This window comes from Sphingomonas sp. BK580 (assembly GCF_014194975.1).
GTDB lineage: Bacteria > Pseudomonadota > Alphaproteobacteria > Sphingomonadales > Sphingomonadaceae > Sphingomonas.
This window is the reverse complement of the sequence record NZ_JACIAY010000008.1, coordinates 61,086-87,838: the sequence shown is the minus strand read 5'-3', so window position 1 is coordinate 87,838 and position 26,753 is coordinate 61,086. Positions and strand designations below refer to the sequence as shown.

Genomic DNA, 26,753 nt, shown 5'->3' with positions numbered 1-26,753 from the left:
CGCCGACATCCGGCGTAATTCGCCAGAAGATGGCGAGCTCTTGTGGTCGGGGGCGCGACCCCCATCTAGGAGCCACTGTCCAGATCTGACCACGCGAGCCTGGATAGCTGAGAGACCGAACGCGCTCCCGCTTGCACGCAGGAGACCGACATGGACCTCAACGAACTCTACTCACGGCACCAGATATCGGTCGCGCGCGCGGCGGACCGTTCCAGCCCGACGGTCCGTGACACGTTTCGGCGCCGCGCGCGTGACTATGCCGAGCGCATCGCCGACCTGCAGTCGCTCGCCGGTGTCGTGCACCCCACCGTGGTGATCGGCGCGTGAGCGACGAACCGCAGCCCGCCGCGCGCCCGCCGCGCCGCCCCTATTTCCGTCCCGCCAGCAGCGTCCCCAAGCTCTCGCCCGAGAGCGCCGCGCGGGAGAGCCAGGTGGTGCGCGCGGCGACCGAGCGCCTCGGCCTCGCGGGCGCGATGGCTTTCCTCAACGCCGACGTCGGGTTGGGCGCCCGTCCACTCAAGCTCGCCGCGGCGAGCGAGGATGGCGCTCGGCAAGTGCTCGACCTGATCGCGGTGCAGGAACCCGGCGGCGACGCATAGTCCGAGCACGACGTCCAGTGCGGCGACCCGCTGAACTCGTTCGAGGGTGTCGCCGTGCCGCTCGATCGGCGGCGACCACGTGTGCGGACCGGTGATCCTGCGGCAAGCTCAGCATGACGCCGAGGGATGACCGACGGCTCGGCTCCCGCTCAGAACATGAACGCCCCGCCCAGCACCAGCCGCGCGTCGGGTGCGTCGCGGTTGAGCCCCGCCACCGCGAGCAGGTCGATCTGGGTGTGCTTGGTCGGCTGCCATGCCAGCGACCCCGCCGCGAGCGTGCGCGTGACGTGGCCCGACGGGTCGTCGTCGCGCTCCAGCGACACTTCGGCCACCGCGGTGAGGCTGTCGGTCAGCGCGTAGCCGAGCCCGACCACGCCGCTCGCGTCGAAATGGCGACCGTGGCCATCGTCATCGACCGCCGCCGCGGCCTGGCCGGTGAAATCGAGGCTCCAGCGCTCGTCGATCTGCCAGTAGACCGGGGCGATCACGCCCGCCGCCCAGTCGCCGTCGCCGATCCCGGCGCGCCCGGTCGGCAGCGCGACATAGGGTTGGATCGCGGAGGAGACCGCGTTGCCGTCGGGATGGCTCAGCGCATAGCGATAGCCGATCACCGTGTCGCCGACGCCCCACTTCCGCGACACGGCGCCGGTGGCCTTGTCGCGCGTCCGCAGCGTACCGAGCGGGGTGAACTCCACCTGCAGTTCGCTGTTGGCGGTGAGCCCGATGCGCGCGGTGACGTCGCCGAAGAGCGTCAGATCCTCGCGCGAGTCGCCGCTGTCGTCGCGCTGCCAGTCCACCCCCGACACTTCGACCTGCACCTGCCCCGGCAGCGTCACGCAGCCGCTCGCCCCGAGCGACGGGCGATTGGGGCAGAAGCGCTTGCCGTCCTCCTCCTCGGCCGCGGCGGGGGCGGCCGCGAGCAGCAGCATCGCGGCGAGCAGCGCGCCGCGGATCATCGCAGCCGCACCCAGGTCGGGGCGTGGTCGCTCGCCTTCTCGCGCCCGCGATACTCCTTGTCGACGCCGGCCTCGACCAGCCGGTCGGCCACCGCCGGGCTGAGCAGCAGGTGATCGATGCGGAAGCCCGCGTCGCGCTGCCACGCACCCGCCTGATAGTCCCAGAAGGTCCAGACGCCGCCGCGCGGGTGGCGGGCGCGCAGCGCGTCGGTCCAGCCCTGCGCGACCAGCGCGCGATAGCCCTGGCGGCTCTCGGGCTGCATCAGCGCGTCGCTCGCCATCGCGCGCACGGAGAAGACGTCGTCGTCATTGGGTATGACATTATAGTCGCCCGCCAGCACCGCGGGCACTTCGCTGGCGAGAAGCTGCGCCGCGCGCGCGCGCAGTCGCTCGATCCAGCGCAGCTTGTAGTCGAACTTGGGGCCGGGCTGGGGATTGCCGTTGGGCAGGTAGATCGACGCCACTGTCAGCCCGGCGACGTCGCACTCGAGGTAGCGGCTGTGCTCGTCATCGGGCTCGCCCTCCAGCCCGCGCTGGCACTCGACCGGATCGGCACCGCGCGCGAGCACCGCGACACCGTTGAAGCCTTTCTGGCCGTGCCAGACCGCACCATAGCCGGCGCCGCGCACCTCCGCCTCGGGGAAGGTCTCGTCGCTCGACTTGAGCTCCTGGAGGCACACCACGTCGGGCTGCGCCTCCTCGAGATACTCGAGCAGCCGCGGCAGCCGTGCCTTGATGCCATTGACGTTGTAAGTGACGATCTTCACCCGCGACGATCTATCGCGCCGCGCGGGCTTTGTCTCGCCCCGCGCGCGCCTCAGACCGAGAAGCTCGTGCCGCAGCCACAGCCGCTGGCGGCCTGCGGGTTCTCCACCTTGAACGAGGCGCCGCCGAGCGATTCGACATAGTCGACGCTGGCGCCGCGGACGAGATCGAGGCTGACGTCGTCGACCACCAGCCGCACGCCGTCGGTCTCCACCACGAGGTCTGTCGCCTCGGGCACGTCGGCGAAGCCGAAGCGGTACTGAAACCCTGAGCAGCCGCCGCCCTCGACCGCGAGGCGCAGGATGGCGGGCTTGTTCTGCCGCGCCGCGATCGCCGCGACGCGCGCGGCGGCGGCGGGGGTGAGCGCGATGTCGGGTGCGAGCGTGGCCATGCGGGTAAGATAGGCGTGGGGAGCGGCGGGGGAAAGGGGCGCGCTGATAGTCGAGGCACGGTGCGACGCGCGGCGGACGGATGCCTCTGGCGGTAAGGCGGCCTCGCCTTCCCACGTCGCCCCCGCGCGGGCCGAGGTGACGGATAGGAGGCAGAGCGGATCGCCGTGCGCCCCGCAATGAGAAAGGGCCGGCCCGCTTGGCGCGGCGCCGGCCCTCCCTCCCAAATCGGGGTGATCAGTCCTGCGGCACCGGGCCCGAGGTCGACACCGGGATCTGACCGACGGCGCGATCCTGCGCGGCCATCAGGTAATCGGCGGTGGTCAGGAACGGCACGGGGTTCACCGCGTGGCCGTCGATCCGCACCTCGTAATGGAGGTGGGGGCCGGTCGAGCGGCCGGTCGAGCCCATCAACGCGATCAGCTGGCCACGCTTCACGCGCGTGTTGTCCGAGACGAGGATCTTCGACAGGTGGCCGTAGCGCGTCGCGATGCCCTTGCCGTGGTTGATCTCGACCATGTTGCCATAACCGCCCTGGCGGCCGGCGTGGCTGATCACGCCGTCGGCGGTGGCGTAGATCGGCGTGCCGCTCGGGCCGGGGATGTCGACGCCGGCGTGCATCGCCGCGGTGCCGCGGAACGGGTCGCTGCGGATGCCGAAATTGCTGGTGAACTGCAGCTTCTGCACCGGCTGCACCGAGGGGATCGCGATCACGCCCTGCTCGAGCCGATCGAGCTTCTTCCAGCTCATGAACAGCGAGCGGAACTGCTGGTCGGCGGCGAGATCGGCGCGCGCCTCGGCGCTGTTGGCCTCGACCAGCGGGCCGCCCATCGCGCTGCCACCCTTGGCGAGCCGCGCGGTGGAGATGCCCAGCTTGCGCACCGTCTTGGCGGTCGCGGCATAGCGCTGGTCGAGCTCGCGCTGCGCCAGCGCGGCGAGCTCGGCCTGGCGCGTCTCGACGCGGAGGAAGGGCTTGATCGTGTTGGCGGCGAGGCGGGTGGCGTCGGGATCGATCGCCAGCGTCGCGCGCGCCAGCTCGCGGCTCTCGCCCTCGCCGGTCAGCGCGGCGGCGAGCAGCGCCTGGCGCTGCTCGATGCGGCTGGCGTGCAGCTCGGCGGTGCGACGGATGGTGGCGACGCGGGTCTGGAGCTGGGTGACCTTCTGCTCCATCTTGGCCAGCTTGCGCTCGCTGGTCGGTACCGGCTTCAGCCCGGTCGCGACCGCGACCTGCTGGCTGGCGGCGACCGCGCCGTAACCGGCGAGACCCAGGACCATCGCGGCGCCACCGCGTGCGATCAGGCGGCGCGTGCCGTCAGCGGCGCGCAGGCGATCGAGCGGGCGCGCGGCCGGCGTGAGAGCGGTGTCGTTCATCGAACCCCAGATCAAAGACTGCGACCGGTCGGCGGGCTGCCGCGCGGCCTTCCCCTTTTCTCGTACTGCCGCCCCGGAGACGAAGCCTCCCAGGCACAAAGGTTTGTGACCCGAGCAGGGTTAATCGGGCAAGAGCAGCGGCGCGGCAGCGCGCCCGGTCGACGGAGAGACGCGGCGAGTCGTTGTAATTCGCCGAGTCGAGTAGCTCGGGATCGCGTGATTTACGTGGGTTGCGAGTGATTCCTGGTGGCAGATCGGCGCGAGTGACTGGCACGCGCGACGGCGTTTGCTCCGATGTGGAGCGAAGAAGCGGGTGCCACGTCTGCGATGAATGGGGACAATAGCCGCATAACAATTCAGATTGTTATCCCGGATGTGTCCGGCGCCAGCACGGCTCGATAAGGGAGACGGACGGCGCTCGTGAACGCGAAGCGGTTCCTTTGACGCAGACGGGTCGTCGAACCCCATCTCATCCTGCCGGGCTCGACGCGTTATCCATGATGCCGTGAGCGCCGATGGCGTGGCCCTTGCGAGAGGATGGATCCCGGCTCAGGGCCGGGATGACGATGGGCCTGCGCGAAAGCTCGTCCGCTCCGCCGCGCGCGTCACCCCAGCGCGCGCGCCGCCTCCAGCACCTCCTCGGCGTGGCCCGGCACCTTCACCTTGCGCCACGCGCGCACCAGCCGCCCGTCGGCGCCGTAGAGGAAGGTCGCGCGCTCGATCCCCATGTAGGTGCGGCCGTACATCTGCCGCTCGCCCCACACGCCGAACGCCTCGGTGACGCTGCCGTCGAGGTCGCTGCCGAGCGGGATGGCGAGGCCGTGGCGCGCGATGAACTTGTTGTGCTTGGCGACCGTATCGCGCGAGATGCCGATGATCGACGCGCCCGCGGCGACGAAGCGGCTCGCCAGCGCGGAGAAGTCGAGCGCCTCATGGGTGCAGCCGGGCGTGTCGTCCTTGGGATAGAAATAGACGATCAGCGGCCGCGGCAGGTCGTGCAGCCGCAGCGGCGCGCCGTCGGTACCGGTCACGGTGACGTCGGGGATGGTGTCCACGCGATACTCTCCTGCCACTGGGCGGCGACGCTCTCGCGCACCCGGTCCAGCGTGGCAAGCAGCGTTTCCCAGTCGGGCAGCATCACCGCGCGCGCGATCAGCGCGCGGGTCGCCGCCGCGCCGGGCTCCTGCGCGTCGGGCGCGACCAGCCGGCCGGTCACCAGCAGCCGGGCGAGCAGCGCATAGGTGTCGCGCATCGCCGGCGCGAGCGCGCCCTCCGCCACCAGCGCGTCGATCGCGACGCCCAGCCGCGGGTCGAAGCCGCACCGCCGCGTCAGCTGGGTGACGTGCACCGCGAACTCGAGGTCGACCAGCCCGCCCGGCAGCAGCTTGGCGTCGAGCGGCCCCTGCGGCGGCTTGTGCCGCGCCATCTCGGCCCGCATCTCCGCCGCCTCGGCGGGCACGTCGCGCACCGGCCGCTCGCCCGCCAGCACCGCGGAGACGATCGCCTCCACCGCGGCCCGCGCCGCGGGCGAGCCGAAGACGGCGCGCGCGCGAGTCAGCGCCATATGCTCCCACGTCCACGCTTCCTCGCGCTGGTAGCGCGCGAAACTGTCGACGCTGACCACCAGCGGCCCCTGCGCACCCGACGGTCGCAACCGGGTATCGACCGGGTAGAGCGGGCCCGCCGCCGTCGGTACCGACAGCGCCGCGGTGACCCGCTGCGCCAGTCGCGTGAAGTAGAGCGTCGCGCCGAGCGGCTTGGCGCCGTCCGACTCAGCGGTGAAACTCCCGGTAAAGAGGTAGATCAGGTCGAGGTCGGAGGCGTGGGTCAGCGCCATCCCGCCCATCCGGCCGAGGGCGAGGATCACCAGCTCGCCGCCGGGCACGCGGCCGTGCGCGCGCTCGAACTCGGCGGCGGCGGCGGTCGCCAGCGTCTCTATCGCGGCCTCGGCGACGCGCGCGTAGCCGGCCGCCACGTCGAGCGGGTCGGCCGCGCCGGCGACGATCTGCGCGCCGAGCGCGAAGCGCTTGTCGCCGACGACCCGCCGCACGTGATCGAGCAGCGCCTGATAGTCTGCCCCCTCCTCCACCGCGCGCATCTCCGCCCCCAGCGCCGCGATCCCGCCGACGGGCGCGAAGGCGCTCGCGTCGATCAGCCCATCGAGCAGGTCGGGCCGTCGCGCCAGCTCGTCGGCCAGCGTCGGCGCGTGGCTGAGCAGCTCGGCCAGCAGCGCAGTGAGCGCCGGCCGTGCCTCAAGCAGTCGGAAGACGTTGACGGCGCTCGGCAGTCGCTCGAACAGCCGGTCGAGGCGGTTGAGCGCCACGGCAGGCACCGGCGCCTGCGCCAGCGCACCGACCAGGGCGGGCAGCACCGCCTCGAGCGCGCTCTGTGCCGCCGCGGAGCGCAGCGCGGGGTACCGCCCCTCGCGCCAGGCAGCGACGCGGCGCACCGCGTCCTGGGCGTCGGCGAAACCCGCCGCTGACAGAGTCTCGCCCAGCCGCGCGGGATCGAACGGAAGGCCGACGGCGGCGGCAGGGGCGAGCCGGTCGAACGCCGCCGCCACCCGCGCCACGTGCGGCGCGAGCAGCGCGAGCAGCGCGGCGCCGTCGTCGAGCCCGTGCAGGCGGGCGACCCGGTCGAGCGGCTCGCCCGCGGGAAGCGCATGAGTCTGGCGGTCGTCGATCATCTGCACGCGATGTTCGATCGTGCGTAGCAGCGCGTAGGCGTCCGCCAGCGCGGCGGCGTCGGCGGCGTCGATCCGCCCCGCCGCGGCGAGCGCGGCGAGCGCGTCGCGGGTGGCGGGGGCACGCAGCGACGGGTCCCGACCGCCGTGGATCAGCTGATGGATCTGCGCGAAGAACTCGATCTCGCGGATGCCGCCGCGGCCGCGCTTGAGGTCGAAGCCGGGGCCGAATGCCTGGCCCTGCGCGTGATGGTCGCGGATGCGGCGGGTGATGTCGAGGATCTCGCCGACCGCGCCGAAGTCGAGGCTGCGGCGCCACACGAAGGGCCGGACCGCCTCGAGGAACCGTGCGCCCAGCGCGCGGTCGCCCGCGGCCACGCGCGCCCGGATGAAGGCGGCGCGCTCCCACGGCAGCGCCTGCGACTCATAGTAGCTGATCGCGGCGTCGATCGGGATCGCGATCGGCGTCGCCTCCGGCGAGGGGCGCAGCCGCAGGTCGACGCGCAGGACATAGCCGTCCGCGTCGCGCGCCTGGAGCAGCTCGAGCACGCGCCGGCCGACCCGCACCGCCGCGTCGGCGACGTCCTCGCGCGCGCGGCACGGCAGGGTCGCGGGGTCGTAGAGGAAGATCGGGTCGATGTCCGACGAGTAGTTGAGCTCGCGGCTGCCCTGCTTGCCGAGTGCGATCGCGACGAAGCCGCGCGGCGCGCCCTCCGGCGTGCGTTCGGCGATCGCGCCGGCGATCGCGCGGTCGAGCGCGCTGTCCGCGAAGTCGGTGAGCCGCGCGGTGACGGCGGTGAGGTCGAGCGCGCCGGCGAGGTCGCCGAGCGCCACCTCGAGCGCGAGCGCGCGGCGTTCCAGCCGCAGCCGCCGCGCGAGCGGCAGGTCGGCGAGCGACAGGGCAGCCGCGGTATCTGTCTCACGCTGAAGCAGGGTGTTCAGGAACGGCGCATATCGTTCCGCCCGCCGGCGCGCCTCGTCGAACCGGAGAGTCATCATGGCGAAACCTAAGCCGAGGTCGCACGTTGCCGCAATATGGTAGCTGATCACCCTTCCTCGTCCGGCGGCGGCAAGAGCGGCGACTACGTCGTGCGCGCGCCGCAGGTGGGTGACATGCTCGCGGGATCGCTGCGCGCGGCCTATCGACGCGACAAGGCGCTGCCGAGCGACATGGCGTGTCTGCTGTCGAAGCTGGGTAGCAGCGGGCACTAAGCCTGCGGTCAGGCGGCGACACGTTGCCTGACCGACGACGTCATCATGAACGACAGCTCGGATCCGCGTCCCCCGTGAGCGCCGTCGGGAGGTGGGTCGAAGCTTACGCCGACCTTTTCAATCGGAGCGTCGCACCTACCGGAGCGAGACCTGCCCGGATGGCCGGTGGCAGCGGCACGCAACTCGACAGATCCTGACACACGTTCAGGAGGACGTCAGAAGCGGATAGCCGAACCTTTCCCTCAGGCGTCGCGATCGCGGCTCAGCTCGTCGACCTCGTTCATGATCGAGTCGAGCGTCGTACGGTCGCCGCTCACCTCATGGTCGCGGCGCGACGACAGCGCGCCGTCGGTCATCAGCGCCTCGAGCGCGACTCGCCCGCGCGCGACGCGGCTCTTGATCGTGCCCACCGCCACGCCGCAGATCTCGGCGGCTTCCTCATAGGCGAAGCCGCCCGCACCGACGAGGATCAGCGCCTCGCGCTGCGGCTGCGGCAGGTGCATCAGCGCGCGCTGCATGTCGGCGAGCTCGACGTGCTTGTCCTGGCTGGCGGGCGCGGCGAGCACGCGGTCGGCGACCAGATCGTCCCACTCGCCCTTGAAGCGCGCGCGGCGCATCTGGCTGAGGAACAGGTTGCGCAGGATGATGAAGGTCCAGGCGCGCATGTTGGTGCCGGCCTGGAAGCGCTTGCGCGCCGCCCAGGCCTTGAGCAGCGTCTCTTGCACGAGATCGTCGGCGAGGTCGCGATTGCCCGAGAGCGAGCGCCCGAACGCGCGCAGGTGCGGGATCACGAGCGCGAGCTGTTTCTTGAACTCGGGATCCGACAGCGCGACATATTCCGTCGGCGCCGGGGCCGACGCCTCGTCCGCGTGCGAGGGTGATTGGGTCATGCCGCTCCGTCGTGCTGGCGCGGCGCCATCTTGGCGCTCGTCCGATGCTGGAAGATAGGTATCGGCCGGCCGGTTGGCCAGCCCGTCACGCACCACTTGTTCCAGCATCGCGTCAGGACAGCAGGATAGCGGCGAAGGCGACGACGATCAGCACCAGCGACGCCGCGAGGATGTAGCGAGTCATACCGGGCGTGCTGCCGGCGCGTGCCTCGTCGGTCTCGAGATGAACTCGATCGTTGTCGTCTGCCATGGGGCTGCAACGCGCCTCGACCGTTTTGGGTCCGTAAGGACGGGAACAAGTCACGGGGAGCGATAGGGTTTCTGCGGAGGGGATGGCGGCGGTGCCTCTCGACGCGGCCGCCGACCCGCCTCCGCACCGTCAACACCGCCATTCGTTCCCAAGGTGTGGCGCCGGACGGGTGATGCGGCGGTGGCGCCCGATACACGATGACGTCACGGGCACCAGCGCGTGGCCCGCGAGCGCGGCGGAGGACGCGTCTACACGCGCCCCGCCGCGCGCACCCTCACGCCGGGACGGTCGTCTCGTCGAAGAACAGCGCCTGGCTGATCGCCGCCTTCACCGTCGAGCGCTGGAACGGCTTGGTGATCAGGAAGGTCGGTTCCGGCCGCTCGCCGGTGAGCAGCCGCTCGGGGAAGGCAGTGATGAAGATCACCGGCACGTTGAACTCGGCGAGGATGTCCTTCACCGCGTCGATGCCCGAGCTGTCGTCGGCGAGCTGGATGTCCGCCAACACCAGGCCGGGGCGATCCTCCATCGCCAGCGCCACCGCCTCGTCACGAGTCACCGCCACGCCGGTGACCTCATGGCCGAGGTCGCGCACGATCGACTCGATGTCCATCGCGATGATCGGCTCGTCCTCGATGATCAGGACTCGCGCGCGCGTCTGCTTCTCGATCTCGGCGAGCGCCTCGGCGACGAGCGAGTCGACCTCGGACGGCTCGACCTCGATCAGATAGGCCGCGTCCTCCGGCGTGAAGCCTTCCATCGCGGTGAGCAGCAGCGCCTGGCGCGACAGCGGCGTCATGCGCGACAGCCGCGCGCGCGCCACCGCCTCCTGCTCCTCGGCCGGCTCGGCGCTCTCGACCTCGTCGAAATTGGCCGAGTTCCAGATCGCCTGAAACGTGCGGTAGAGACCGAGCCGCGGGTCGACGTCGCGCGGGAACTGATCGGGTGCCGCGACGATCGCCTCCAGCGTCGCGCGGACGTAGCGGTCGCCCTGCGCCTGGCTCCCGGTCAGCGCGCGGCCGTAGCGGCGCAGGAACGGAAGATGCGGCGCGAGTTGTTGTCCGAGCGACATGTGTAGAAAGCCCTCCCTCACGGCGTGGCGCGGGCGCGCCGCCGTGCGTCGTGAAACCGATCGTGGACGTGGCGCAACCGTGGCAATAAGTTCCCCCCGGCCGGCGATTTTCGTCGCACGGCGGGGGAACCATCGAGAGGCTATTTGGTTTCATCCGCCGAGCGCGGCCAACCGTGCCAGCAGCATATGGATGTTCCATCGTGTTCCGCTCGACCCGCCCAGCGGTCGCTGGGGCCGGGTTGTCTTGGGGGGTAAGCGTTGACGTCGGACAAGAAAGCGCCGGAAAAGCCGAAGAAGGGCACCGTCGCGCACTCGAAGAATCGGGACATGGGTTCGGCGTTGCGCTCCGTCTATCAGAAGACCGTCGAGGAAGCCGTGCCGGACGATCTGCTTTCCCTGCTCGGCAAGCTTGACTGACCGAGGTGGCGGCGTCTCCGGCCGCTGACGTCCCGCGCCCGCCCGCGGGACGGGAGGAGTTCGTCGGCCACTGGCCGACCGGCGCCAAGCTGTTCCTGATCCTCAGCATCGCACTGCTGCCGTTGGCGCTGATCGCGATCTTCGCGACCTTGCGGGTCACTCAGATCGCCGACACCGAACTGCGCTCGCACCTGCGCGTCGCCGCGGCCGAGTCGAGCCGCGCGATCGCGATCGAACTGGTCGGTGACATGACCGCGCTCCGGGTGGCGGTCGACGCGCTCACCGCCGACCGCGGCGACGCGCCCAGCTGCGCGCGCGCGCAGGGCGTGTTCGCGCAACAGTCGGCGGCGGGCACCAGTTTCGTCATCCTCGATCGCAGCGGGCGCCCGATCTGCGGCGAGCCCTTCCCCGGCGCCGCCGCCTTCGCCCGCCAGTCCGACTCCGCGGTCGTCAGCGCGCGTCTCGTCGACGGCGCCGCTGGCGGCCGGCGCGGGCTGATGCTGCGGATCGCCGGTCGTAGCAACGGCGTGAGCGCGGCCGCCTTCTTCCCCGCCGCCTTTCTCCAGCAGCTCAGCCGCCCGAGCGGCTTCGCGCTCGATTACGGCTCCACCCTCACCCTCGGCAACCAGCGGTTGGAGCTCGACCCGCTGGCGCGCGAGAGCGCGTTCGAGCGCCGAGAGGCCGCGCGCAACGATCTCGCCATCGCCGGGCTGGCGCTGGAGATGCAGGTGCGCAGCGCGCCGATCAGCTCGCCGCTGCTGATCGCGCTGGCGCTGCCGCTGCTGATGTGGTTCCTCGCCGCGGCGATCAGCTGGTTCGTGGTCGACCGCCTGCTGATCGGGCCGCTACGCGCGCTGCGCGGCAGCATCGCCGCTTATTCTCCCGGCGACCAGCCCGACCCGGCGATGCTGCGGGCGCTGCCCGCGCAGGAGATCCGCGACCTCGGCGACACGTTCCGCGCGCTCAGCCGCACCGTCGCCTTGCACGAGGCCGGCCTCGCCGAGGGGTTGGTGCGCCAGACCAAGCTGACGCGCGAGGTTCACCACCGCGTCAAGAACAACCTCCAGGTGATCTCGAGCCTGATCAACTTCCACGCGCGCGGCGCGCGCAGCGCGGAGGCGACCCAGGCCTATGCCTCGATTCAGCGCCGCGTCGACGCGCTCGCCGTGGTCCACCGCTACCATTTCGCCGAGATGGAGGAGAATCGCGGCGTGGGGCTGCGCTCGGTGCTGGGCGAGCTGGCCTCAAGCATCCGCGCCACCGCGCCCGAGGGGACACGGATCGGCATCGTGCTCGACATCGACCCCTTCTACGTGACGCAGGACGTCGCGGTCGCGGTCGCCTTCCTCGTCACCGAGTTGGTCGAGCTGGCGATGACCTGCGCCCCCGAGGCACAGCTGCGCATCTCGCTCAAGCCGGTCGCGGGGACGGCGGAGAAGGCCTTGTTGCGGCTGTCATCGCGCGCGCTGGTCGACAGTGACCTCCTGCGCGACGGACTGGGGCATCGCTACGGCCGCGTGATCGAGGGGCTGACCCGCCAGCTGCGCTCGTCGCTGCAGCACGATCCGCTCTCGGGCGCCTATGAGATCGCCGTGGCCGTGACCGGGAGCGAGTGAGTCCGCGCCGTCGATCGCTTTGGAAAATAATGCCGTCGCAGCGGAACCGATCGTGGGGAGGCCCGTTCAGCAAGCCGGACAGCGACCTTATGCCCCCCCGCTCTCGCTGTCCGCGACATAGGCCCGGAAGCGTCCACCCCTCCCCCCCCCCGGTGACGCTTCCGGGCCTTTATCATCTCACCGACATCGCTGATCCCGCCCCGCAAGCTATTGCAGCGGCGGAACGATCAGGCGTGCCGCGCATTGTTGCCTTGATCTTCTAGGAGGCGGTTCGATGCGTAAGGTGATGACGGTCGCGGTACTGGCCGGCGCGATGCTGGTGGCGGCGTGCAACACGGTCGGCGGCGTCGGCAAGGACGTGTCGTCCGCGGGCGACGCGGTGAGCACCGCGGCGGACAAGTCGAAGTAACGGGATCCCTTCGGGGTCGCACGGGAGGCGGGTCGCGGCGACGCGGCCCGCCTTTTGCTATGGGGCGGCGTGGCGTGGCGTGGAGCGCCCGCACAGATCCTCCTGCTACACGGGAGGATCGATCGCCATCCCCCTACTCCGCCTCGAGCGCGGCCGCCGTCTCGCGCGCGCGTTTGCGCTCGGTGAACCAGATACCGACGATCGCCAGCTCGTAGAGGATCACCAGCGGGATCGCGAGCAGCAGCTGCGACCCGACGTCGGGCGGCGTCAGCACCGCGGCGATGGCGAAGGCGCCGACGATCGCGTAGCGCCGCGCGCCGATCAGCTGCTTGCGGGTGACGATCCCGGCGCGCTCCAACAGCATCAGCAGCACCGGCAGCAGGAAGGCGGCGCCGAAGCCGAACAGGAACTGCATGACGAAGCTGAGATAATAGCCCATCGCCGGCAGCGCCTGCTGGTGCACGCCACCGACCGTGCCGGAGAAGCCGAGCAGGAAGTGCAGCGCCATCGGGATGGCGACATAATAGGCCATCGACGCGCCGAGCAGGAAGAGCACCGGCGTGGCCAGCAGGAACGGCAGCAGCGCGCGCTTCTCCTTGCGGTACAGGCCGGGCGCGACGAACTGCCACAGCTGCATCGCGATCACCGGGAAGGAGATCATCATGGCGGCGAAGAACGCCACCTTCACCTGGACGAAGAAGGCCTCGAACAGCTGCGTGTAGATCAGCGTCTTCTGCCCCGCGCTGAGCAGCGGCTGGACGAGGAAGGCGAAGATGTCCTCGGCGAAATACCAGCACACGCCGAACGACAGGACGACCGCGGCGATGCAGTACAGCAGGCGACGGCGCAGCTCGAGCAGATGGTCGAGCAGCGGCGCGCGGCTATCCTCCAGCTCGTCGACGACCTCGCTCACGACGGTGCCTTGGTGTCGGCCGCCGGGATCTCGTGCGGCGCCCCCGGGACGACGCGCGGCTGCTCCACCATCACCGGCGGGTGATCCTCGTGCGGATGATCGTGCGGCGACGTCAGCGAGGCATCAGTGGGTGAGTGCTCGATCTGCGCGGGCGTGTGCTCACCCGATGCCGGCTCGGGCGGGGGCGGCGGGATCATCGGGTGCTCACGCATGATCCGCTCGTTCTCCGCCTTCCACTTCTTCTCCATCTCCTCCAGCTCGGCCTCGCGCACCATCTCGTCGAAGCCGGCGCGGAACTGGCGCCCGACCGCGCGCGCGCGGCCGACCCAATAGCCGACCACCCGCATCGCCTTGGGCAGGTCCTTGGGGCCGATCACCACCAGCGCGACCAGCGCGACCAGCAGGAACTCGGACGAATCGATGTTGAACATTCAGCGTGCCGGCCGGGTGCGAGGGATCAGCGCCGCTCCTCGCGGACTCGGTCGGCGTCGCGATCGAACGCGGGCTCGGCGCTCGACTGCGCCTCGATGCGCGGCTTGGGCGCGCGATCCTCGGCGTCCTCCTCGGCCATGCCCTTCTTGAAGTTCTTCACGCCCTTGGCGACGTCGCCCATCAGGTTCGAGAAGCGCCCGCCACCGAGCAGCAGGACCGCCACGATCGCGAGGATGAGGATATGCGGAAGACTGAAGCTGCCCATCACGGAATCTCCTAATTGCGTGTCATCTAGTCGTCGTCGGCGTCTTTTTCTACCGCGAGTTGCTCGAAGGCGAGATCGACCGGGTCGAGCAGCCCGGCGGCGCGCAGATCGTCCAGCCCCGGCAGGTCGCGCCGGCTCGCCAGCCCGAAATGGGACAGGAACTCGGGGGTGGTCGCGTAGGTGAGCGGGCGCCCCGGCACCTCGCGCCGCCCGGCGGGGCGCACCCAGCCCGCCTCCATCAGCACGTCGAGCGTTCCCTTGGCGACCTGGACGCCGCGGATCGCCTCGATCTCGGCGCGGCTGACCGGCTCGTGATAGGCGATGATCGCGAGCGTCTCGATCCCGGCTCGGCTGAGCCGGCGCACCTCCTCGCGGTCGCGCCGCAGCAGGTGGGCGAGATCGGGCGCGGTCTGGAAATGCCAGCGCCCGCCGCGCTCGACCAGCTCGACGCCGCCGCCGCGGTAGCGCTCGGCGACGGCGGCGAGCGCGGCGCGGACGTCGCCGTCACCGACATAGGCCCGCAGCGAGTCGACCGAGAGCGGCTCGGCGCTGGCGAACAGCACCGCCTCCACCGCGCGATCGATCGCGGCGCTCACGCCGCCGGCCGCCGCAGGTAGAGCGGCGCGAACGGTGCCGCCTGACGCAGCTCCACCCGCCCCTGACGCGCCAGCTCCAGCGCGGCGAGGAAGCTCGACGCCAGCGCCGAGCGGCGCAGCGCGACACTGGCCTGCTCGGGCAGGAAGGCCTCGATCGCGCGCCAGTCGATCGCGCTGCCGACCAGCGCCGCGACGCGCGCGATCGCCGCCTCCAGCGTCATCACCTCGCGATCGTGGACGACGTGCATCACCGGGCGCGAGCGCGCCGAGACTCGGCCATAGGCGGTCATCAGCTCGTAGAGGTCGGCGGTCCACTGCGCCTTGCGGACGGTGCGCAGACCCTCGGGGGCGGCGCGGCGGAACACGTCGCGCCCCAGCCGGTCGCGCGCCATCAGCCGCGCGCCGGCGTCGCGCATCGCGTCGAGCCGCTCGAGCCGAAGCTGCAGCCGCAGTGCCAGCTCGTCCGGGTCGGGCTCCACCTCGGGGTCGCGCGGCAGCAGCAGCGCCGATTTGAGATAGGCCAGCCACGCCGCCATCACGAGATAGTCGGCGGCGAGCTCGAGCTGGAGCACGCGCGCGCGCTCGACGTAGCGGAGATATTGCTCGACGAGCGCGAGGATCGAGATCTCGCGCAGGTCGACCTTCTGCGCACGCGCGAGCGACAGCAGCAGGTCGAGCGGACCTTCCCAGCCCTCGAGATCGAGCGTCAGCTGCTCGGGCGCGTCGCTCACCGGGTGGCACCGGGACGAGAGGGCAAGGTGCTGACGCGGCACATGCGACATACCGTGGCACGTGACTCGGGGCGGGGCTAGAGGGAGGCGTTGGGGCGGAGCCGGAGCGTTGGCGCTGCCCTTCCCCCACACATTCCTGTTCCCCGGCGAAAGCCGGGGCCCAGTTGGGGGACGCTGGTGAGCGTCACGACGGCGTTCCCAACTGGACCCCGGCTTCCGCCGGGGAACAGGCTTGTTTCGGTGGCCTACCCGTACCCGGCCCCTACACCAGCGCCAGCAACCGGTCGCGCGTGTCCAGCAGCGCCGCCAGGTCGCCCGCCGGCGGGGTCAGCGTCGCCATCGCGCGCTCCAGCCGCGCCAGCGACGCCGGCGCAATGTCGTCGAGCCGCGCGACGATCTCCTCCATCTCGGGCATGCGCGCCCAGCAGTCGAGCACCAGGTCGCATCCCGCCGCGATCGCGCCCGCGGCCTTCTCGCCCGCGGTGCCCGACAGCGCCTTCATGTCGATGTCGTCGGTCATCAGCAGCCCGTCGAAGCCGATCGCCCCCCGGATGACCTGCTCGATCACCACCGGCGACAGCGTCGCCGGGCGCTCGCGATCCCATGCCTGGAAGACGATGTGGCTCGTCATCCCCATCGGCGCGTGCGCCAGCGCGCGGAAGGGGGCGAGGTCCTCCTCCAGTTCCTCCGCCGACGCGGTGACGGTCGGCAGATGGTAGTGCGTGTCGAGCAGCGCGCGGCCGTGCCCCGGCATGTGCTTGACCACGCCGACGACGCCGCCCGCGGCCAGTCCCTCCAGCGTGGCGCGGCCGAGCGCGGCCACCCGCATCGGCTCGCCCCCGAAGGCGCGCGACGCGATCGCCTCGGTCGTGTCGGCGCGCGCGACGTCGAGGATCGGGTGACAGTCCACCGTGATCCCCACCTCGGCGAGCATCAGCCCCAGCGCGTGCGCGTTGGCGCGCGCCGCCTCGATCGCGGAGACGGGAGCGAGATCGTACAGCCGGTCGAACGCGGGACCGGCCGGGAAAGCGGGCCACTCGGGCGGCCCGAGCCGCGCCACGCGCCCGCCCTCCTGGTCGACGAGGATCGGCACGTCGCGCCCCTCGAGCGCACGCAGCGAGTCGGTCAGCGCGCGCAGCTGCGCGCGGTCCGCGACGTTGCGCTTGAACAGGATATATCCCGCGGGGCGCGCGGCGCGGAAGAAGTCGCGCTCGGACGCGCTGAGCTCGAGGCCGGACAGGCCGAAGATGACGGGCTTCATGCGCTCGGCTTGTAGAACGCGGGGGCGGACGTGGGAAATCCTCTATGATAGGCCGGCGCGACGTGCGTCGGAGCCGGCGCATCGATCGCGCGTTGATCCGGGTCAACCGCGGCGCTGAGGGGAGTCGCATGTCGTACCGCATTCTGGCCGTGCTCATCGCCGCCGCCCCCGTCGTCGCCGCCGCGGCACCGTCCGCGATGGCGCAGCAGCCCGCCGGCCCGCCGGACGGTGCCGGGCCCAAGCAGGCCGCCCCCGACGTACTCGCCGACCAGCCGCTGATCCCGACCGAGCCGGGGCAGGAGAAGCGCCGCGAGCCGCTGCGCGTGCGCGTCGGGCTCGGGCCGCAGCTGGTGCCCGGCTTCCCCGGCAACGACGCGCTGCGGCTCACCCCCATGATCAGCGTCGCGCGCGCGCGCGGCGACGCGCCGTTCGGCTATGGCGCGCCCGACGACGGCACCACGATCGCGCTGATCCGACGCGGCCGCACCGAGTTCGGCCCGACGGTGGAGTTGCAGGGGCGGCGCCGCACCGACGACATCGTTCCCGGCCTGCCGGCGGTCGGCCGCACGGTGGAGCTGGGCGGCTACGCGCAGACCTGGACCGACGACCGCTGGCGCTGGCACGGCGAGGTGCGCAAGGGCCTGGGCGGGCACGAGGGCTGGATCAGCCAGCTCGGCGTCGACTATGTCCGCCGCGACCGCGACGCCTGGCTCGTCTCGCTCGGCCCGCGCGTGGTGGTGACCGACTCGCGTTACCAGCGCGCCTGGTTCGGCGTCTCGCCCGAGGCGGCGGCGCGGACCGGGCTGGCGGCCTACTCGCCGGGCGGCGGGATCCAGTCGCTCGGCGCGACCAGCCGCGTGATCTACGCGCTGACGCCGCGCTGGGGCGTGCAGGCGCAGGCGGTGTATCAGCGGTTGATCGACGACGCGGCGCGCTCGCCGGTGATCCGGCGGGTCAACTCGCAGGACCAGCTCTCGGCGGGGCTCGCGCTGACCTACACCTTCTCGATCCGGCGGTGATGCCGGCGCCGGCCAGGTAGGTCGGGCGCGAGCGGCCGTCGCGATCCGACGCGACCTCTCCACCCGCCCTGCCCCGCGCCAGCGGAGTAGAGGGCGGCGCGCCGAGCGGCGTCGCGCGGCGCCGCCACGATCATCGCGCGTCCCCGCCCGCTCACGCGCAATTCATCGCGCGCTCCTTATATAGCCCGCATGTACGCGGCGGCTCGGCAGGATCGGTACGGTGCGGCGCTCGCCTCGGCGGCGCTGACGGCGCTGCTCGGCTGGGCGCTGCTGGTCGGGCTCGCCGGCGGCGCGGTGCGCGAGCGGGTCGACCAGGGGCTTGCCCTGTTCCAGCCCACGCCGCCGCCGCCCCGCCCCGAGACCAGAGTGGCCCCGCAGCGCGCGACGAGCCCGCGCCGCTCCGGCCGCGCCGCGCCACCCAACATCCGCAGCCAGGCGACCCAGGTGGCGGCGCCGCGTCCGATCGTGGTCGTGCCGGTACCGCCCCCGCCGATCACCGTCGCGCTCAAGCCGTTCGCCGGCAGCGCGCCGACCCAGGGCGCGACCGAGCGGGTCGGCCCCGGCACCGGCGCGGGCGGCGCGGGCGACGGTACCGGCAGCGGCGGATGGGGCGACGGTGATGGTGGTGGCGGCGGCGGTGATCGCGCCCCGGTGTGGAAGCGCGGCCGGCTGACCGACGCCGACTATCCGCCCGAGGTCGGCGAGGCGGGCTTCCAGGGCACCGTCACGGTCAAGTTCCTGGTGTGGACCGACGGGCGCGTGCGCGACTGCGAGGTGATGCGCTCGAGCGGCAGCCCGTCGCTCGACTCGACGACCTGCCGACTGATCCAGCGCCGTTTCCGCTACGATCCCTCGCGCGATGCGGGCGGCCGGCCGGTGCCGGCGTGGATATTGGAGAACCACGAGTGGGTGATCGAGGCGGACGCGGCGCGGCGCTGAGTTCGAGCGTCATCCTTCACGGGACGACGCGAAGAGGTGTCCGATCGGAGAAATCTCGTGCGCCAGCACGAGCGGCATCCTTATAAGATCGCGGCGTCCTGCCCGCACCTGCGGCGCGTCCTCGCGCGAGCGACCCGCGGCGGCCGGCGGCCAGCGCGATCGGTGCCGTTGTTCCCGCCAAGGCGCGGTGACGCGGTGGCGCTGAGCAGTCAGCGTCGGATCCTCGTCGCGCCACGGTACCGCGGGCGCGCTAACCCGATGCTGGAGGGCGGCCGCGCCGCTGACCGACCATCGTCCGCGCCGCCGGGTGAGCACATCGGCGACCCGCTCGTCGCCCCGCCACCGCTACCGTCGCGCCATCTCGCGCCCGCCAGCCGGCTCCATCATCGCGCCCGCCACATAAGCCTCGTCGGTCACCTCCACCGTGGCGCCCAGCGCGGTCGCGGCGAACAGCTTCTTCGCGAACGCGGCAGGCAGCCGCACGCAGCCGTGTGACGCGGGGAAGCCCGGGTTCCGTCCGGCATGCAGCGCCACCCCGTCCCAGGTCAGCCGCTGCATGTACGGCATCGGCGCGTCGTCGTAGAGGTTGGAGCGGTGCATCGCCTTCTTCTCGAGGATGGTGAAGCGGCCGAGCGGCGTCGGCTTCTCGTCCGAGCCGGTCGACACCGACGAGGCGGCGATCATCTTGCTCCCGCGGAACACATAGGCGCGCTGGTCAGGCAGCGAGATCAGCACGCTCACCGGCCCCGACGCGGCAGGATCGTCGGCCCAGAGGAAGCGTCCCGGCGGCATCGTCGCGGCCGCCTCGGTGATCGCCAGGTCGTCCATCGCCTCCGCCTGCGCCGCCGGCACAAGGGCGGTGGCCAGCGTGATCGCGCCGACGACCGACGCTACGGAACGCACGACTCCACGAGCAGCGAATCGCCGCATCAAGGCCTCCATCACGGTCGTATCTTGGCCGCTCGTGCACCCACGCCACGGCCGTTCGCTGCAACAAACGCGCCATCCGCTTTTTGGTGCCAGCGACGAAGCGTTGCGCTTTCACGGCAAGTGATCGGAACGAGCGCACGACGTGCCGCAAACGTTGACGATCGTTAACCAGGTCCATGCTATATCCCAGCCAATGGAGCGGGGATTAACCGAAGTGATGATGGACACGCACGACCGGGTGCATTCGCGCCGTGCTTTGTTGAAGACCGGCGGACTGTTCGCGGGTGCTCTGATGATCCCGGGCGCGGTGTCGGCCGGGATGCGCGATCGCGCGCGCGGCACCCCGGAGAGCCTGGTGCCGCACGATTTCTTCCAGACGCCGCATGCCCCCGCGCCGCGCCCGGTGATGGCCGCGCCGGCGCGGCCGGTCGCGATCTCGGCGCCCGGGGTGAACCCGCGGCTGCTGCAGCGCGCGATGGCCGCGCTGGAGCGTCACGGCGACCGCGTCGCGCAGCGCGACCGCATCGCGGTGGCGGACTTCAGCGCCGGCTCGAGCGAGCCGCGTTTCCACCTGATCAACCTGGAGAGCGGGCGCACCGTCTCCAAGCTGGTCGCGCATGGCAGCGGCTCCGATCCGACGCACACGGGGTATCTGCAGCGCTTCTCGAACACCGACGGCTCGAATGCCTCGTGCGAGGGCGCCTTCCTCGCGGCCGATTATTATGTCGGCAAGCACGGCAAGTCGCAGCGGCTGATCGGTCTCGACCGCACCAACGACAACGCGCTGTCGCGCGCCATCGTGGTCCACGCCGCCTGGTACGCCAACCCGGAGATGATCCGCCAGCGCGGCATGCTGGGGCGCAGCCAGGGCTGTTTCGCCGTGGGCGAGAGCGAGCTGGCCGAGGTGTTCGAGCGGCTCGGGCCGGGCCGGATGATCTACGCCGCCAAGGTGTGAGGCGTCAGCCGCGCCGGTCGAACGCCGCCAGTTCATAGGCGATCGACGCCTCGACGAGCTGTTCCCACAGCGCCGCGATCGCGTCGCCGGGCAATCCCTGCGCCTCGGCCGCCGCGCGCGCCCGCGCGATCACCTGCGCCTTGCGCGCCTCGTCGCGAACGTGGCCGCGCTCCGCCTTGATGCGCGCGGCGGCGTCCATGTAGTCGAACCGCCGTCGCAGCAGCGCGACCAGCTCGCGGTCGAGTGAGTCGACGCCGGCGCGCACCTCCGTCATGGTGTGGCAATCGGGTCCCGCGAGAATCTCGGTCATGCCACGCTGCCTGCCCGCGTGCGGCGGCGCTGTCCAGCGCGGCGAGGCTCGTGCGGCGGCGGCGGGGATGGCGCTTGCCCGCGCGCCGCGAATCGGTTAGGCGCGCTGGGCCTTCCGGCGCGCCGGGACGCGGGTGTAGCTCAATGGTAGAGCAGAAGCTTCCCAAGCTTACGACGAGGGTTCGATTCCCTTCACCCGCTCCATGCCATCACGGCATCTTGCTCCCTGCGCTCGCCGGCACGACAGTGGCAAGGCGCGACGCTCACCCGCTGTCCGCTGCGATGATGGCTCGTCGCCCCGTCCGACCACAACCTGCCGACCCGTCGGCCCGAGCGGTGGCGCTGCTCGGCGTCGCGATGGTCGGTGGTGCCTGGCCACGACGAGACCAGCGACCGCGCCGCGGAGCGCGCTCGCGCAGCCGACGCGACCGACCTCGGCCGGGCGGTCAGATCGCCCACGTCAATCCTTCCGCCGCATTCATCCCGCCTTACCGATCGTTAACCAGCGCATGTTATCGTCCGCGCTGACACCAAGGGGGGATGTTCCGCGTGGCCTCGCAGCCTAGTATCGATCACCGGCGCGAACCGCGCTTCACCACCGAGTGCCGCGCCATGGCGCGCGTCGCGATCTCGGTGACGATCCTCGACGTCTCGGCCAACGGGCTGCGTGCGCGCATCTCGCTGCCGCTCGCGGTCGGTACCTTGCTGAAATTCTCGCTGCCGGGGGGCAGCGAGCATCACGCCCGCGTCGCGTGGCACGACGGCGACGTGTTCGGCTGCGAGTTCATGAAGACGCTCAACTCACACGAGCTGCGCCGCGTCGTCGAGGCGAGCAGCAACGCCGCCCCGGTCGCGATCAGCGGCTGAGCGCGCGCACCTCTACCTGCCGCGCCGCTCGATCGACGCGGACGGTGAGTTCGGGCAGCCGCAGCTCGAAGCCGTCCGCCTCGCCCCAGTCGGGAGCGCGCATCGGCATGCCATCCAGCCGGTACCAGCGCGCGTCGTGGCGGAGTGCCGGGTCACGCAGCGCCGGCACGGCGCGGCGAGCGGCCGCCAGCGCGGCGACGAAGTCCTCCCGTGCGACGTCGCGTGCCGCCCAGTCGAGCCAGGTGGTGGCATTGTCCTGCGCGTAGGCGTTGTTGTTGCCGCCCTGGGTGCGGCCGAACTCGTCCCCGGCGCAGAGCATGATGGTGCCGCGCGTGGCGAACAGCGTGGCCAGCAGCGCGCGCGCGTCGGCACCGCGGCGGGCCGTCACCGCTTCATCGTCGGTGGCGCCCTCGACACCGTTGTTCCACGCGATCTCGCCGCCGTGCCCGTCGCGATTGTCCTCACCGTTGGCGTGGTTGTGGCGCTCGGCATAAGTGACGAGGTCGGCGAGCGTGAAGCCGTCATGCGCGGCGACGAAGCTCACCCCGCGCGTCCGCTCGGCGCCGAACACGTCGCTCGATCCCGCCAGCCGAGTCGCGAGCGCGCCCGCGCCGCCGTCGCCGCGCCAGAAGCGGCGCACGTCGTCGCGGTAGCGGTCGTTCCACTCCCACCAGCCCTCCGGGAAGGCGCCGAGCTGGTAGCCGCCGGGCCCGGTGTCCCACGGCTCGGCGATCATCACGCGGTCGCGCAGCAGCGGGTCGGCGGCGATCTCCGCGAAGATCGGCGCGTCGGCGGCGAAGCCGGGACCGCGCGCCATCACCGTGGCGAGGTCGAAGCGGAAGCCGTCGACGCCCGCCTGCGCGACGAAGTGGCGCAGCGAGTCGCGCACCAGCGCGCGCACCCAGCCCCGCGAGAAGTCGAGCGTGTTGCCCGTGCCCGTGTCGTTGATCAGCGTGCCATCCGGCGCGCGCGCGTAGGCAGTGTCGTCGAGCCCGCGCAGCGACAGCGTCGGGCCGAGCCTGTCGCTCTCGCCGGTATGGTTGAAGACGAGGTCGAGGATCGTGCCGATCCCCGCCGCGCGCAGCGCCGCGACGGTCTCGCGCAGCTCGCGCACGCCGCCGGGCACCAGCCGCGGGTCGAGCGCCATCGGCACCGCCGGGTTGTAGCCCCAGGCGTTGCGCAGCCCGAGCGGCGGCAGGTGACGCTCGTCGATCCAGGCGGTGATCGGCATCAGCTCGACCGCGTCGACCCCGATCTTGCGCAGGTGCGCGATCACCGCGGGGTGCGCCAGCGCGGCGACGGTGCCGCGCTGCGCTACGGGTACCGCGGGGTGCAGCATGGTGAAGCCGCGGACGTTGACCTCGTAGATCAGCCCGCCCGCGCGCAGGAGCGGGGGCAGGTCGAGCGGCGGCAGCGGCGCGCGCACGATCGCCTTCGGCACCAGTGCGGCGGTGTCGGCGAACCGCTCGGCCAGCCGCGGGTCATAAGCGAAGGGTCGGTCGAGCTCGGTCGCGTGCGGATCGACGAGCAGCTTGGCGACGTCGAACGGCGCGTCGCCCTCGGCGCGGAAGCCGTAGCGCGCGCCCTCGCCCACGCCGCCGACATGGACGCGCCAGCCATCGCCGTCGCGCGCCATCGCGACGCGGTTCTCCACCTCGCCGTCGAACAGGCACAGCCACAGCGCCGCCGCGGCGGGCGCGCGCACCGCGAAGGTGACGCCGCCCGCCTCGATGACCGCGGTCACGTCACGACGTCGGGGCGCTCGCGGCCGGTGTGCTGGCGGATCGCGGCGAGCTCCTCGGCCGCGGCGACGATGTCGGCGAGCATGGCGCCGGTCTCGGCGTCGAGATCGCCGTCCGCGGGCTCGTAGCGCTCGAGGTAGACGCGCAGCGTCGCGCCGCTGGTGCCCGTGCCCGAGAGCCGGAAGACGACGCGGCTGCCGCCCTCGAACAGCACGCGCACGCCCTGGTTGCGGCTGACCGAACCGTCGGTCGGGTCCTCATAGGCGAAGTCGTCGGCCTCGGCGATCGTCAGCCCGGCGACGCTCGTTCCCGGCAGCGTCGCCAGCCTGCCGCGCAGCTCGCGCATCAGCGTGTCCGCGGCGGCGCTGTCGACGCCCTCATAGTCGTGGCGCGCGTAATAGTTGCGGCCGTAGGTGGCCCAGTGCTCGCGCGCGACCTGGTCGACGCTCTTGCCCGTCGCCGCCAGGATGTTGAGCCACAGCAGCACCGCCCACAGGCCGTCCTTCTCGCGGACGTGGTCGCTGCCGGTACCCGCGCTCTCCTCGCCGCAGATCGTCGCCATACCCGCGTCGAGCAGGTTGCCGAAGAACTTCCAGCCGGTCGGCGTCTCATACGCCGGGATGCCGAGCTTCTCGGCGACGCGGTCGGCCGCGGCGCTGGTCGGCATCGAGCGCGCGATGCCCTTGAGCCCGCTCTTGTACCCCGGCGCGAGATGCGCATTGGCCGCGAGCATCGCGAGGCTGTCCGAGGGCGTGACGAAGCGGTCGCGCCCGATGATCAGGTTGCGGTCGCCGTCGCCGTCCGAGGCCGCGCCGAAATCGGGGGCGTCGGCCGACATCATCAGCTCGTACAGCTCACGCGCGTGGACGAGGTTGGGGTCGGGATGATGCCCGCCGAAATCCTCCAGCGGCGTGCCGTTGCGCACCGTGCCCGGCGCGAAGCCGAGCCGGCGCTCGAGGATCTCGGTCGCGTAGGGCCCGGTCACCGCGCTCATCGCGTCGAACGCCACGGTCAGCCCGGCGGCGCGGATCGCGGCGAAGTCGAACAGGCGCCCCATCAGCGCGGCGTAATCGGCGACGGGATCGATCACCTCGACCGTCATGCCCTCCACCGTCACCTCGCCGAGCGTGTCGAGGTCGACGTCGCCGCTGTCGGCGGCGTGCCACTCGCTCAGCGACAGCGTGCGCGCGTGGATCGCCTCGGTCACCTTCTCGGGCGCGGGGCCGCCGTTCGCGACATTGTACTTGATCCCGAAGTCCTCGTCGGGGCCGCCGGGATTGTGGCTCGCCGACAGCACCAGCCCGCCGAGCGCGCCGCGCTGGCGGATCACGTTCGACGCGGCGGGGGTCGAGAGGATGCCGCCCTGCCCCACCACCACGCGGGCGAAGCCGGCGGCCGCGGCCATGCGGATCGCCTTCTGGATCACGACCCGGTTGAGATAGCGGCCGTCGCCGCCGATCACGAGCGTGGCGCCCTGCTTGCCCTCGACCACGTCGAACACCGACTGGATGAAGTTCTCGGCGTAGTTGGGCTGCTCGAACACGCGCACCTTCTTGCGCAGCCCCGAGGTGCCGGGCTTCTGGTCGTCGAACGGCGTGGTGGCGGTGGTGACGATCATGCGGCGAGCAGCTCCCTGTACAATGACGCGTAACGGCGACCGCTCGTCGCCCATGAGAAATCGGCCGCCATGCCGGCGCGCTGCATCTGCTCCCAGCGCTCGGCATCGGCGTAGAGGTCGGTCGCCAGTGCGATCGCGCCCACCAGTAACTCATAGGTGACGGTATCGAACTGAATACCCGTGGCAACCCCCGCGGCCAGCGCGGCGGCATTGGCGTGGATCACGGTGTCGGCGAGCCCGCCGGTGCGCGCCACCACGGGGACGCAGCCGTAGGCGAGCCCGTAGAGCTGGGTCAGCCCGCACGGCTCAAACCGCGACGGGATCAGGATCGCGTCGCTGCCCGCCTGGAGCAGGTGCGACAGCGCCTCGTCGTAGCCGAGCCGCACGCCGATCTGGCCGAGGAAGCGCTCCGCGGCGTCGCGGAAGGCCTGTTCGAGCCAGGCGTCGCCCGAGCCGAGCAGCGCCAGCCGCGCGCCGCGCTCGACCAAGGCGGGGATGGCGTCGGCGAGCACGTCCATCCCCTTCTGCCACGTCAGCCGGCTGACGACGCAGAAGATCGGGCCGTCGCCGGGGTCGAGGTCGAAAGCCTGCTCTACCGCCCGCTTGTTGGTGGCGCGACGCGCCAGTGTCGCGGCGTCGTAGCGCGCCGGCAGCGAGGTGTCGGCGGACGGCGACCATACGGCGGTGTCGATGCCGTTGACGATCCCGCTGACGCGCCGCTGGCGCGTGCGGATCAGCCCCTCCAGCCCCATGCCGAAGTCGGGCGAGAGGATCTCGCGCGCGTAGGTCGGGCTCACCGTCGTGATCGCGTCGGCGGACTCGAGCCCCGCCTTCAGATAGCCGACCCCGCCGTAATATTCGACGCCGTCGACCGCGAAGGCGTGCGCGGGCAGCGCCAGCGAGGCGAAGATGCCGGCGTCGTAGCGGCCCTGGAAGGCGATGTTGTGGATCGTCATCACCGTGCGCGGCGCGTCCGGCGCCGGCGGGGCGAAGCGGAGATAGGCCGGCGCCAGCCCCGACTGCCAGTCGTGCGCGTGGAGCACGTCGAAGCGCTCGCCCGCGACCGCGCCGCCGGCCACGTCCGCCGCGGCCCGCGCGAAGGCGGCGAAGCGGCGCCAATTGTCGTCCCAGTCGCGCCCGGCCGGGTCGCCGTACGGGCCGCCCTCGCGCGCGAAATAGCCGGGCGCGTCGAGCACGAGCAGGCGATGCCCCGCGATCTCGCCCGCGAGCAGCTGCGCCGGCGCGCCGAGCAGATCGGGCCAGCGGTGCAGCGGTACGCGCGATGCCGCGTGCTCCCGCGCACGCAGGAGCCCAGGGCCGCGCACGTCACCCTCGTGGCCCTGGGCTCCGGCGTTCGCCGGAGCACCAATAGGCTTGACGGCACCCGCCTCCAGCGCGGCGAGGACGCGCGGGTAGCCCGGCAGGAAGGTGGTGACCTCGACGCCGTGCGGCGCGAGCGCGGCGGGCAGCGCGCCGACCACGTCGCCCAGCCCCCCGGTCTTCACCAGCGGATAGGCCTCGGACGCGACCGAGAGGACCGAGAGCGCCAT

30 protein-coding genes and 1 tRNA gene are annotated in these 26,753 nt (G+C 71.8%); 11 read left to right on the top strand and 20 right to left on the bottom strand.

The window, feature by feature from the left end:
• Positions 1-150: 150 nt before the first annotated feature.
• On the top strand, positions 151-327 hold the full coding sequence (locus FHY05_RS14770) for a hypothetical protein (RefSeq protein ID WP_183945220.1): 177 nt from the start codon (positions 151-153) through the stop codon (positions 325-327).
• Positions 324-599 carry a hypothetical protein gene (locus FHY05_RS14765; protein ID WP_183945219.1) on the top strand — a complete coding sequence of 92 codons (276 nt, stop codon included), beginning with the start codon at positions 324-326 and terminating at the stop codon, positions 597-599. The genes FHY05_RS14770 and FHY05_RS14765 overlap by 4 nt, the downstream gene beginning before the upstream one ends.
• Positions 600-748: 149 nt before the next feature.
• Here FHY05_RS14765 and FHY05_RS14760 read toward each other — a convergent pair whose 3' ends face one another.
• The 6 genes from FHY05_RS14760 to FHY05_RS14735 form a co-directional block, all read right to left on the bottom strand.
• A complete protein-coding gene (locus tag FHY05_RS14760; RefSeq protein ID WP_183945218.1) occupies positions 749-1,555 on the bottom strand; it encodes a transporter in 807 nt (268 codons plus the stop codon).
• Entirely contained in the window at positions 1,552-2,322 is a 771-nt protein-coding gene (gene xth / locus FHY05_RS14755) for an exodeoxyribonuclease III (RefSeq protein WP_183945217.1), read from the bottom strand. Before xth ends, FHY05_RS14760 begins: the two co-directional genes overlap by 4 nt.
• Before the next feature lie 50 nt (positions 2,323-2,372).
• Positions 2,373-2,711, bottom strand: a complete 339-nt coding sequence (gene erpA, locus FHY05_RS14750) for an iron-sulfur cluster insertion protein ErpA (protein ID WP_183945216.1) — start codon at positions 2,709-2,711, stop codon at positions 2,373-2,375.
• A 235-nt stretch (positions 2,712-2,946) separates the two neighbouring features.
• Positions 2,947-4,080, bottom strand: coding sequence for a M23 family metallopeptidase (locus tag FHY05_RS14745; RefSeq protein WP_183945215.1), 1,134 nt, complete (start codon positions 4,078-4,080; stop codon positions 2,947-2,949).
• 605 nt (positions 4,081-4,685) lie between these two features.
• Positions 4,686-5,135 carry a peroxiredoxin gene (locus FHY05_RS14740; RefSeq protein ID WP_409321792.1) on the bottom strand — a complete coding sequence of 150 codons (450 nt, stop codon included), beginning with the start codon at positions 5,133-5,135 and terminating at the stop codon, positions 4,686-4,688.
• Entirely contained in the window at positions 5,108-7,759 is a 2,652-nt protein-coding gene (locus FHY05_RS14735) for a bifunctional [glutamine synthetase] adenylyltransferase/[glutamine synthetase]-adenylyl-L-tyrosine phosphorylase (protein ID WP_183945213.1), read from the bottom strand. Before FHY05_RS14735 ends, FHY05_RS14740 begins: the two co-directional genes overlap by 28 nt.
• A gap of 39 nt (positions 7,760-7,798) precedes the next feature.
• Between FHY05_RS14735 and FHY05_RS14730 the strand changes: the two genes are divergently transcribed.
• Positions 7,799-7,975 (top strand): hypothetical protein, encoded by a 177-nt coding sequence (locus tag FHY05_RS14730; RefSeq protein ID WP_183945212.1) that lies wholly within the window; start codon positions 7,799-7,801, stop codon positions 7,973-7,975.
• A 242-nt stretch (positions 7,976-8,217) separates the two neighbouring features.
• Here FHY05_RS14730 and FHY05_RS14725 read toward each other — a convergent pair whose 3' ends face one another.
• The 3 genes from FHY05_RS14725 to FHY05_RS14715 form a co-directional block, all read right to left on the bottom strand.
• Positions 8,218-8,865 (bottom strand): sigma-70 family RNA polymerase sigma factor, encoded by a 648-nt coding sequence (locus tag FHY05_RS14725; RefSeq protein ID WP_183945211.1) that lies wholly within the window; start codon positions 8,863-8,865, stop codon positions 8,218-8,220.
• 112 nt (positions 8,866-8,977) lie between these two features.
• Complete coding sequence (locus tag FHY05_RS14720; protein ID WP_183945210.1) at positions 8,978-9,115, bottom strand: hypothetical protein; 138 nt, start codon at positions 9,113-9,115, stop codon at positions 8,978-8,980.
• A gap of 274 nt (positions 9,116-9,389) precedes the next feature.
• The gene (locus FHY05_RS14715; RefSeq protein ID WP_183945209.1) at positions 9,390-10,184 is read right to left on the bottom strand and encodes a response regulator; all 795 of its coding nucleotides are present in this window, start codon (positions 10,182-10,184) and stop codon (positions 9,390-9,392) included.
• Positions 10,185-10,442: 258 nt separating this feature from the next.
• On the opposite strand from FHY05_RS14715, the gene FHY05_RS22565 reads away from it, so the two are divergent.
• From FHY05_RS22565 to FHY05_RS14700, 3 genes are all read left to right on the top strand, one after another.
• The gene (locus FHY05_RS22565; protein WP_260181586.1) at positions 10,443-10,601 is read left to right on the top strand and encodes a NepR family anti-sigma factor; all 159 of its coding nucleotides are present in this window, start codon (positions 10,443-10,445) and stop codon (positions 10,599-10,601) included.
• 5 nt (positions 10,602-10,606) lie between these two features.
• Complete coding sequence (locus FHY05_RS14705; protein ID WP_183945208.1) at positions 10,607-12,217, top strand: sensor histidine kinase; 1,611 nt, start codon at positions 10,607-10,609, stop codon at positions 12,215-12,217.
• 274 nt (positions 12,218-12,491) lie between these two features.
• On the top strand, positions 12,492-12,626 hold the full coding sequence (locus tag FHY05_RS14700) for an entericidin A/B family lipoprotein (RefSeq protein ID WP_183945207.1): 135 nt from the start codon (positions 12,492-12,494) through the stop codon (positions 12,624-12,626).
• A 133-nt stretch (positions 12,627-12,759) separates the two neighbouring features.
• Here the strand turns inward: FHY05_RS14700 and tatC are convergent, their stop codons facing one another.
• The 6 genes from tatC to nagZ form a co-directional block, all read right to left on the bottom strand.
• Positions 12,760-13,539, bottom strand: a complete 780-nt coding sequence (gene tatC, locus FHY05_RS14695) for a twin-arginine translocase subunit TatC (protein WP_183945206.1) — start codon at positions 13,537-13,539, stop codon at positions 12,760-12,762.
• Complete coding sequence (gene tatB, locus FHY05_RS14690) at positions 13,536-13,970, bottom strand: Sec-independent protein translocase protein TatB (RefSeq protein WP_183945205.1); 435 nt, start codon at positions 13,968-13,970, stop codon at positions 13,536-13,538. The genes tatC and tatB overlap by 4 nt, the downstream gene beginning before the upstream one ends.
• Positions 13,971-13,996: 26 nt before the next feature.
• Complete coding sequence (locus tag FHY05_RS14685) at positions 13,997-14,236, bottom strand: twin-arginine translocase TatA/TatE family subunit (protein WP_132910323.1); 240 nt, start codon at positions 14,234-14,236, stop codon at positions 13,997-13,999.
• A 26-nt stretch (positions 14,237-14,262) separates the two neighbouring features.
• Complete coding sequence (gene scpB / locus FHY05_RS14680) at positions 14,263-14,832, bottom strand: SMC-Scp complex subunit ScpB (RefSeq protein ID WP_183945204.1); 570 nt, start codon at positions 14,830-14,832, stop codon at positions 14,263-14,265.
• Positions 14,829-15,563 carry a ScpA family protein gene (locus FHY05_RS14675; RefSeq protein WP_311732491.1) on the bottom strand — a complete coding sequence of 245 codons (735 nt, stop codon included), beginning with the start codon at positions 15,561-15,563 and terminating at the stop codon, positions 14,829-14,831. Before FHY05_RS14675 ends, scpB begins: the two co-directional genes overlap by 4 nt.
• A 262-nt stretch (positions 15,564-15,825) precedes the next feature.
• Positions 15,826-16,824 carry a beta-N-acetylhexosaminidase gene (gene nagZ / locus FHY05_RS14670; RefSeq protein ID WP_183945202.1) on the bottom strand — a complete coding sequence of 333 codons (999 nt, stop codon included), beginning with the start codon at positions 16,822-16,824 and terminating at the stop codon, positions 15,826-15,828.
• Between the two features lie 128 nt (positions 16,825-16,952).
• On the opposite strand from nagZ, the gene FHY05_RS14665 reads away from it, so the two are divergent.
• Complete coding sequence (locus tag FHY05_RS14665; protein WP_183945201.1) at positions 16,953-17,843, top strand: MipA/OmpV family protein; 891 nt, start codon at positions 16,953-16,955, stop codon at positions 17,841-17,843.
• 189 nt (positions 17,844-18,032) lie between these two features.
• Complete coding sequence (locus FHY05_RS14660) at positions 18,033-18,782, top strand: energy transducer TonB (protein WP_183945200.1); 750 nt, start codon at positions 18,033-18,035, stop codon at positions 18,780-18,782.
• 345 nt (positions 18,783-19,127) lie between these two features.
• Here FHY05_RS14660 and FHY05_RS14655 read toward each other — a convergent pair whose 3' ends face one another.
• Positions 19,128-19,685 (bottom strand): L,D-transpeptidase family protein, encoded by a 558-nt coding sequence (locus FHY05_RS14655; protein WP_311732490.1) that lies wholly within the window; start codon positions 19,683-19,685, stop codon positions 19,128-19,130.
• Positions 19,686-19,905: 220 nt separating this feature from the next.
• On the opposite strand from FHY05_RS14655, the gene FHY05_RS14650 reads away from it, so the two are divergent.
• On the top strand, positions 19,906-20,667 hold the full coding sequence (locus tag FHY05_RS14650; RefSeq protein ID WP_260181585.1) for a murein L,D-transpeptidase catalytic domain family protein: 762 nt from the start codon (positions 19,906-19,908) through the stop codon (positions 20,665-20,667).
• A 4-nt stretch (positions 20,668-20,671) separates the two neighbouring features.
• On the opposite strand, the gene FHY05_RS14645 is transcribed toward FHY05_RS14650, so the two are convergent.
• Positions 20,672-20,977 (bottom strand): chorismate mutase, encoded by a 306-nt coding sequence (locus tag FHY05_RS14645; RefSeq protein WP_183945198.1) that lies wholly within the window; start codon positions 20,975-20,977, stop codon positions 20,672-20,674.
• A gap of 129 nt (positions 20,978-21,106) precedes the next feature.
• Here FHY05_RS14645 and FHY05_RS14640 point away from each other — a divergent pair.
• Positions 21,107-21,180: transfer RNA gene (locus FHY05_RS14640), tRNA-Gly, on the top strand.
• Positions 21,181-21,516: 336 nt separating this feature from the next.
• Entirely contained in the window at positions 21,517-21,843 is a 327-nt protein-coding gene (locus FHY05_RS14635) for a PilZ domain-containing protein (protein WP_183945197.1), read from the top strand.
• On the opposite strand, the gene FHY05_RS14630 is transcribed toward FHY05_RS14635, so the two are convergent.
• From FHY05_RS14630 to glgA, 3 genes are read right to left on the bottom strand one after another with little or no spacing between them, the layout of a single operon-like run.
• Positions 21,833-23,587, bottom strand: coding sequence for a glycogen debranching enzyme (locus tag FHY05_RS14630; protein ID WP_311732489.1), 1,755 nt, complete (start codon positions 23,585-23,587; stop codon positions 21,833-21,835). The two genes, FHY05_RS14635 and FHY05_RS14630, sit on opposite strands and share 11 nt — an antisense overlap.
• A complete protein-coding gene (locus FHY05_RS14625; RefSeq protein ID WP_183945196.1) occupies positions 23,584-25,203 on the bottom strand; it encodes an alpha-D-glucose phosphate-specific phosphoglucomutase in 1,620 nt (539 codons plus the stop codon). Before FHY05_RS14625 ends, FHY05_RS14630 begins: the two co-directional genes overlap by 4 nt.
• Positions 25,200-26,753 carry a glycogen synthase GlgA gene (glgA, locus tag FHY05_RS14620; RefSeq protein ID WP_183945195.1) on the bottom strand — a complete coding sequence of 518 codons (1,554 nt, stop codon included), beginning with the start codon at positions 26,751-26,753 and terminating at the stop codon, positions 25,200-25,202. Before glgA ends, FHY05_RS14625 begins: the two co-directional genes overlap by 4 nt.